Genomic DNA, 6,577 nt, shown 5'->3' on the forward strand with positions numbered 1-6,577 from the left:
CCACCGACGACGAGCAGGTGCGGGCGCAGGTCGCCGACCAGCTCGCCCGGCTCGCCGCCCACCCCGCCGCACGCGGGGCCCACCCGGACCGGTGGTGGGGCCTGCGCGAGCGCACCGACACCGGACGTCCGGTGCACGACCCCGAGCGCCCGATCCGGCTGTCCGGCAGCTCGGTCAGCACGCTGACTGAGTGCTCCCTGCGCTGGTTCCTCGAGCACGAGGCCAAGGCCGGCGCCGGCACGTCGTCGGCGCAGGGGTTCGGCTCGCTCGTGCACGCCCTGGCCGCCGACGTCGTGCGGCGCGACCGCGACGACGACGCGCCACGCTGGCCGCCGAGCTCGACGCGGTGTGGCACCAGCTGGAGTTCAACGCCCCCTGGATCGAGGCCCGCGAGCGCGAGGCGGCGGTCGAGGCGATCGGTCGCTTCGTGCGCTGGCACCGCGAGCACGGACGCACGCCGCTGGCCGTCGAGCACCCCTTCGAGGTGACGCTCACCGTCGAGGGGCGCGAGGTCGTCCTGCGCGGATCGATGGACCGGGTCGAGCTCGACGACGCCGGCGGCGTCCACGTCATCGACCTCAAGACGTCCAAGAACGCGCCGAGCGCCAGGGAGGTCGGCGCACACCCGCAGCTCGGCTTCTACCAGCTGGCCGTCGAGCACGGCGCCGCCGAGGAGCTCGCCCCCGGCGCGCCGCCGGCCGGCGCCGAGCTCGTCCAGCTGCGCAACGACGAGACGAAGGTGCCCGGCTACCCAAAGGTGCAGCCGCAGGACGCGCCGCGCGCGGACGAGCCGTTCTTCGCCGTCGAGCAGCTCGCCCACGCGGTGCGCACGATCAAGGACGAGGCGTGGGAGGCCACGCCCTCGGACAAGGCCTGCGGGTACTGCGCGTTCCACCGGGTGTGCCCGACCAAGGACGCCGGCCAGACGATCCTCGGAGGTGGCCAGTGAGCGGGCGGGAGAGCGTGCTGCACGACCTCGACGACCTCGACCGGCTCTTCGGCGAGATGAGCGGCATCGAGGGCTTCCGGTTCTCCGACGAGCAGCGGGCGGCGATCACCGCGCCGCTCGACACCGCCAGCGTCATCATCGCCGGCGCCGGGTCGGGCAAGACCACCGTCATGGCCGCCCGCGTCGTGTGGCTGGTCGGCCACCACGGCGTCGCGCCCGAGCGCTTCCTCGGCCTGACGTTCACCAACAAGGCCGCGGCCGAGCTGGGCCTGCGCATCCGCCGCTCGCTGCAGGCGCTGGGGGAGCGGCAGGCGCTCGGCGACGGCGAGCCCACCACCGCGACCTACCACGCGTTCGCCGGCACGCTCATCGCCGAGCACGGGCTCAACCTCGGCGTCGAGCCCGACCTGCGGGTCGTCTCGGACGCCTCGCGGTTCCAGCGCGCCGCGATGGCCGTGCGCACCTTCGAGCGTCCGCTCCAGCACGTCGGCACGCACCTCCCGACGCTGGTCGGCGAGCTGCTCGCGCTCGACGGCCAGATCGCCGAGCACCTCACCACGCCGGAGGCCGTCCGCGAGCACGCCCGCGGCCTGGTCGCGCTCGCCGAGGCCCAGGGCAACAAGCCGGCCGTGCTGCGCAACGCCGCCGAGACCGCGCGCAAGCGTGCCGAGCTGACCGAGCTGGTCGAGCAGTACCGCGAGCTCAAGCGCGTCGACGGCGTCATGGACTTCTCCGACCAGATGTACTTCGGCGCCGCCCTGGCCCAGGACGAGCACGTGGCCGCGGCGCTGCGCGAGCGCTTCGACGTCGTCCTGCTCGACGAGTACCAGGACACCTCCGTCGCCCAGCGCGACCTGCTGAAGGGGCTGTTCGCCGGCCTGTGCGTCACCGCCGTCGGCGACCCGGCGCAGGGCATCTACGGCTGGCGCGGCGCGGCGGCGAACAACCTGCTGGAGTTCCTGCAGGACTTCCCCGTGCCCGGACGCCCCGGCGCGCGGCTGTCGCTGTCGGAGACCCGGCGCTGCCCCACGGGCGTCATCGACCTGGCCAACAGCGTCGTGCAGCCGTTCTACGCCACCACCGGCGAGGTCACCCCGCTGCGCTCGGCCCGCTCGGACGCCGGACGCATCACCGTCGCCCTGCACGAGACGGTGGCCGACGAGGTGGCGGCGGTCGTGGCCGGGGTCCAGCGCGCGCACGAGGCCGGCACGCCGCTGCGCGAGATCGCCATCCTCGTGCGGGTCGGCGCCGAGAACGAGGCGATCGTCGCCGCCCTGCGGGGCGCGGGCGTGCCGTTCGAGATCGTCGGCCTGACGGGTCTGCTCAGCCAGCCCGAGGTGGCCGACCTGCTGTCGGTGCTCGAGGTGCTCGAGGACGTCACGGCGAACCCCGCCATGCTGCGACTGCTCGACGGACCCCGGTGGGCGGTCGGCCCGCGCGACCTGGCGCTGCTCGGCCGGCGGGCGTCCATGCTCACCCGCGGCGCCGGGCGTCCGGACGCCGAGGCGACGCTGGAGGAGGAGCTGGCCCGCGCCGTGGAGGGCTCCGACCCGACCGAGGTCGTCTCGCTGGCCGACGCCGTCGACGACCCCGGCGACCTGGGCTACTCGCCCGAGGCGCTCGAGCGCTTCCGCGACCTGTCGGCGCTGCTGACCTACCTGCGCAAGCACGTCGGCGAGCCGCTGGTCGACCTGGCCCGGCGGGCCATGGTGGCGCTCGACCTCGACCTCGAGCTGGAGTCCGGCGACCACCCGGCCGCGATGGACAACGTCGCCCTGCTCATGGACGCCGTCGCCGCGTATGCCGAGACCGACCGGTTCGCCTCGCTCACCGGTCTGCTGGCCTACCTGCGGGCCGAGGACGAGTACAACGACGGCATGGAGGTCTCCACGCCGTCGGAGGCCGAGTCGGTCAAGCTCCTCACCGCGCACAAGGCCAAGGGCCTGGAGTGGGACGTCGTCTTCGTGCCGATGATGTCGGCCACCGTCTTCCCCTCGGGCAAGGGCCGCGAGCGCTGGATCGGTTCGGCGAAGACCCTGCCGGCCGAGCTGCGCGGCGACCACGCGTCCGTCCCCGACATCGAGGACTGGACCCCGACCGGCGAGCGCGAGTTCAAGGCCGCGGTCAAGGAGGACTCGCTCATGGAGGAGCGGCGCCTGGCCTACGTGGCGTTCACCCGGGCCAAGCAGGAGCTGCACGTGAGCGGCCACTGGTGGGGACGCACGCAGGCCAAGCCGCGTGGGCCGTCGCCCTTCCTGGAGGCCACCCGCGACTGGGTGGTGGCCCACGGCGGCGAGCCCACGGTCTGGGCGGCGAAGCCGGAGGACGACGCCCCGAACCCGCACCTGGACGAGCGCGTGGGCCTGGCCTGGCCGCCCCGGCGCCCCGGCTGGAGCGTCGACGCGTCGCTGGCCCAGGCGGTCCGCGAGCGGATCGACGCCGGCGACGACGCCCAGCCGGTCGAGCTCGACGGACGCGTGGCCGAGCTGGCCGACGAGATCGCGCTGCTGCTGGCCGAGGCCGAGCAGGTCGAGGCCGGTCGCAACGTCGTCGAGCTGCCCGAGACGCTGTCGGCCACGGCCACCATGGCGCTGCACGCCGATCCGCAGCGGTACGCCGCGAACCTGGCGCGTCCCATGCCCCGGCGTCCCTCGTCGGCGGCGCGCTACGGCACCCGGTTCCACGCGTGGGTCGAGGCCCGCTTCGACCAGCAGGCGCTGCTCGACCCCGAGGACCTGCCCGGCCAGGCCGAGTCCGACATCGTCGACGACTCCGACCTCGAGGCGCTCATGAAGGCGTTCGCCGAGGGCCCGTACGGCGAGCGGCGGCCGTTCGCGATCGAGGCGCCGTTCTCGATCGTCCTGGGCGGCCAGCAGGTCATCGGCCGCATCGACGCGGTCTACGAGACCACTGGCCCGGACGGCGAGCCCGGCTTCGAGGTCGTCGACTGGAAGACCAACGCGGCCCAGACCGCCGACCCGCTGCAGCTGGCGATCTACCGGCTGGCGTGGGCCGAGCTGCAGGGCGTCGACCCGAGCCGGGTGGGTGCGGCGTTCGTCTACGTCCGGCTCGGCGCCGTCGAGCGGCACGACGACCTGCCGGGCCGCGACGAGCTCGAGCGGCTCCTCGGGTGGGCCGAGTGACCTGCGGCTAGCGTGGCGGCGTGACCGACACCGAGCGCGCCCCCTTCGCCTTCGACCGAGCCCGGCACGACCGCACCGGCAACCGCCGCCGGCTCGACGAGTGGCGTGACGACGAGGGCCTGCGGGTGATGGTGCTCGGCGGCGAGCACGTCGCCACGGTCGACGGTCCGGGCGTCCGCTGGATGACGCGCGACGAGGCGCCCGAGGGGGAGTGGCTGCTGCTCGGCGAGCAGCACGGCCGCACGCACGCGGCGGTCGTGGTCGACCGGGTGCCCGACGCGATGGTCCCGGTGAGCGTCCGGACGCTGGCCCCGCTGCTCGACCCCGACGAGCTGTCGCTCGCGATCCATGCCGTGGCGATGTCGCGCTGGCTGGCCGCGACCCCGTTCTGCCCCCGCTGCGGCGGACGCACCGAGGTGCGTCAGGGCGGGCACGTGCGGCACTGCCCCGAGTGCGGCGAGGACCAGTTCCCGCGCACCGACCCGGCGGTCATCATGCTGATCACGGACGCGGACGACCGCGCGCTGCTCGCGCGCAACCCGGCGTGGCCCGAGGGACGCTTCTCGACCCTGGCCGGGTTCGTGGAGCCGGGCGAGGCGCTCGAGGACGCGGTGCGTCGGGAGGTGAGCGAGGAGGTCGGCGTCGAGGTCGGCGAGGTGCGCTACGGCGCCAGCCAGCCCTGGCCGTTCCCGGCCAGCCTCATGGTCGGCTTCTTCGGCCGGGCCACGACCACCGACATCCAGGTCGACCACGACGAGATCGCCCAGGCGACCTGGGTGACGCGCGAGGAGCTCGCGCGGTGGGGCGAGTCCGGGGAGCTGGTGCTGCCGCCGCCGCACGTCTCGATCTCGCGCTGGCTCATCGAGTCCTGGTACGGCGGCCCGATCCCCGGCTCCTGGTAACTCTTACCACGCTGAGCGTGACGTCTCGGAGGTGGAACGGGTCGGTCAACCCGAGAGGTCACGCTCAGCGAGGAGCCGATCAGCTCAGGGTGGCGAGCTGCGCCTTCACCTGGGCGACCGACGGGTTGGTCAGCGCGGTGCCGTCGCTGAAGACGAGCGTCGGCACGGTCTGGTTGCCGTTGTTGGCCTGCTCGACGATCTTCGCGGCCTCGGGCTGCTGCTCGATGTCGACCTCGACGAACTCCACGATGCCCTCGCGCTCGAGCTGGTTCTTCAGCCGGTGGCAGTAGCCGCACCACGGGGTCGAGTACAGGGTGAACTGCGATGACATGGAGGTCCTCTCTGACGCTGCGTCGGGGCCGCCACCGGCGGCCGCACCTACGTCAGCAACGCGGACGCGGCGGTTGTTCCCGCTCACCCCGCCCGGCGGTCGCTCGCCCGGCCCCGCGCGCCCGGTGGGCTAGGGTCGCGAGCATGGACCTGCTCGAGCGTCACCACGTCACCGTCGCGGGGCGTCCCGACGCTCCGGCGATGGTCTTCGCCCACGGCTTCGGCTGCGACCAGCAGATGTGGCGATACACGGCCCCGGCCTTCGCCGACGACCACCGGATCGTCCTGTTCGACCACGTCGGTGCCGGGCGGTCGGACCTGTCGGCGTACGACGCGCAGAAGTACGACTCGCTGGCCGGCTACGCCGAGGACGTCGTGGACCTGTGCGCCGCGGTGTCGGAGGGCCGGCCGGTCACGCTCGTCGGCCACTCCGTCTCGGCGATGATCGGCGTCCTCGCCGCCATCAAGGCCCCCGAGCTGTTCGACCGGCTGGTGCTGGTCGGCCCGTCCGCGCGGTACGTCGACGACGAGGGGTACGCCGGCGGGTTCAGCCGCGCCGACATCGACGAGCTGCTCGACTCGATGGAGAGCAACTACCTCGGCTGGTCCGGCCAGCTCGCCCCGGTCATCATGGGCAACCCCGAGCGGCCCGAGCTGGGCGACGAGCTCGAGGCGAGCTTCTGCCGCACCGACCCCGACATCGCCCGCCAGTTCGCCCGGGTGACCTTCCTGTCCGACAACCGCGCCGACCTGCCGCAGGTGAGCGTGCCGAGCCTCGTCCTGCAGTGCCGCGAGGACGTCATCGCGCCGGTGTCGGCCGGCGAGTACGTCCGCGACCACCTGCCCGACTGCCACTACGAGCTGCTCGACGCGGTCGGGCACTGCCCGCACATCAGTGCGCCGGAGCAGACGATCGACGCCATCTCCCGGTTCCTGCGACAGCCCCGATGACCGCCGAGGCCGACGTCCTCTTCGACCGGGCGCCTGCGGGTACCTGGTCCTGGACGTCGACGGCACCATCCGCCGGGTGAACCGCACGTTCCTCGAGCTCACCGGCCACGCGGCCGAGGACCTGGTCGGCCGGCGCACCTTCGCCAGCCTGCTCTCGGCCGGCGGGCGGATGTACCACGAGACGCACTTCAGCCCGCTGCTGCACATGCAGGGCGAGGTGCGCGAGATCGCCCTGGACGTCGTCGCCGCGGACGGGACGCGCGTCCCGGTGCTGGTGAGCGCGACCCTCGACCGCGACGGCC

5 protein-coding genes and 1 pseudogene are annotated in these 6,577 nt (G+C 73.7%); 5 read left to right on the top strand and 1 reads right to left on the bottom strand.

The window, feature by feature from the left end; translation table 11 throughout:
* Positions 1-131 precede the first annotated feature (131 nt).
* From AC2W7G_RS07075 to nudC, 3 genes and pseudogenes are all read left to right on the top strand, one after another.
* Positions 132-949: pseudogene (locus AC2W7G_RS07075) on the top strand (RecB family exonuclease).
* A complete protein-coding gene (locus AC2W7G_RS07080) occupies positions 946-4,092 on the top strand; it encodes an ATP-dependent helicase (protein WP_485867813.1) in 3,147 nt (1,048 codons plus the stop codon). The pseudogene AC2W7G_RS07075 and the gene AC2W7G_RS07080 overlap by 4 nt, the downstream one beginning before the upstream one ends.
* A gap of 20 nt (positions 4,093-4,112) precedes the next feature.
* Positions 4,113-4,994, top strand: a complete 882-nt coding sequence (gene nudC / locus AC2W7G_RS07085) for an NAD(+) diphosphatase (protein WP_485867814.1) — start codon at positions 4,113-4,115, stop codon at positions 4,992-4,994.
* Between the two features lie 79 nt (positions 4,995-5,073).
* Here nudC and AC2W7G_RS07090 read toward each other — a convergent pair whose 3' ends face one another.
* The gene (locus AC2W7G_RS07090) at positions 5,074-5,325 is read right to left on the bottom strand and encodes a mycoredoxin (RefSeq protein ID WP_485867815.1); all 252 of its coding nucleotides are present in this window, start codon (positions 5,323-5,325) and stop codon (positions 5,074-5,076) included.
* A 143-nt stretch (positions 5,326-5,468) separates the two neighbouring features.
* Here AC2W7G_RS07090 and AC2W7G_RS07095 point away from each other — a divergent pair, with 143 nt between their 5' ends.
* On the top strand, positions 5,469-6,275 hold the full coding sequence (locus tag AC2W7G_RS07095) for an alpha/beta fold hydrolase (RefSeq protein WP_485867816.1): 807 nt from the start codon (positions 5,469-5,471) through the stop codon (positions 6,273-6,275).
* 76 nt (positions 6,276-6,351) lie between these two features.
* Positions 6,352-6,577 (top strand): PAS domain-containing protein (locus tag AC2W7G_RS07100; protein ID WP_485867817.1); only part of this gene is annotated, 226 nt, incomplete at its 3' end.

This window comes from Aeromicrobium sp. PFPM2_SD2, from assembly GCF_057364525.1.

Bases quoted from the DNA above. Each gene is read 5' to 3' on its own strand.
- AC2W7G_RS07090 (WP_485867815.1), bottom strand. From the start codon at position 5,325: ATGTCATCGCAGTTCACCCTGTACTCGACCCCGTGGTGCGGCTACTGC.
- AC2W7G_RS07095 (WP_485867816.1), top strand. From the start codon at position 5,469: ATGGACCTGCTCGAGCGTCACCACGTCACCGTCGCGGGGCGTCCCGAC.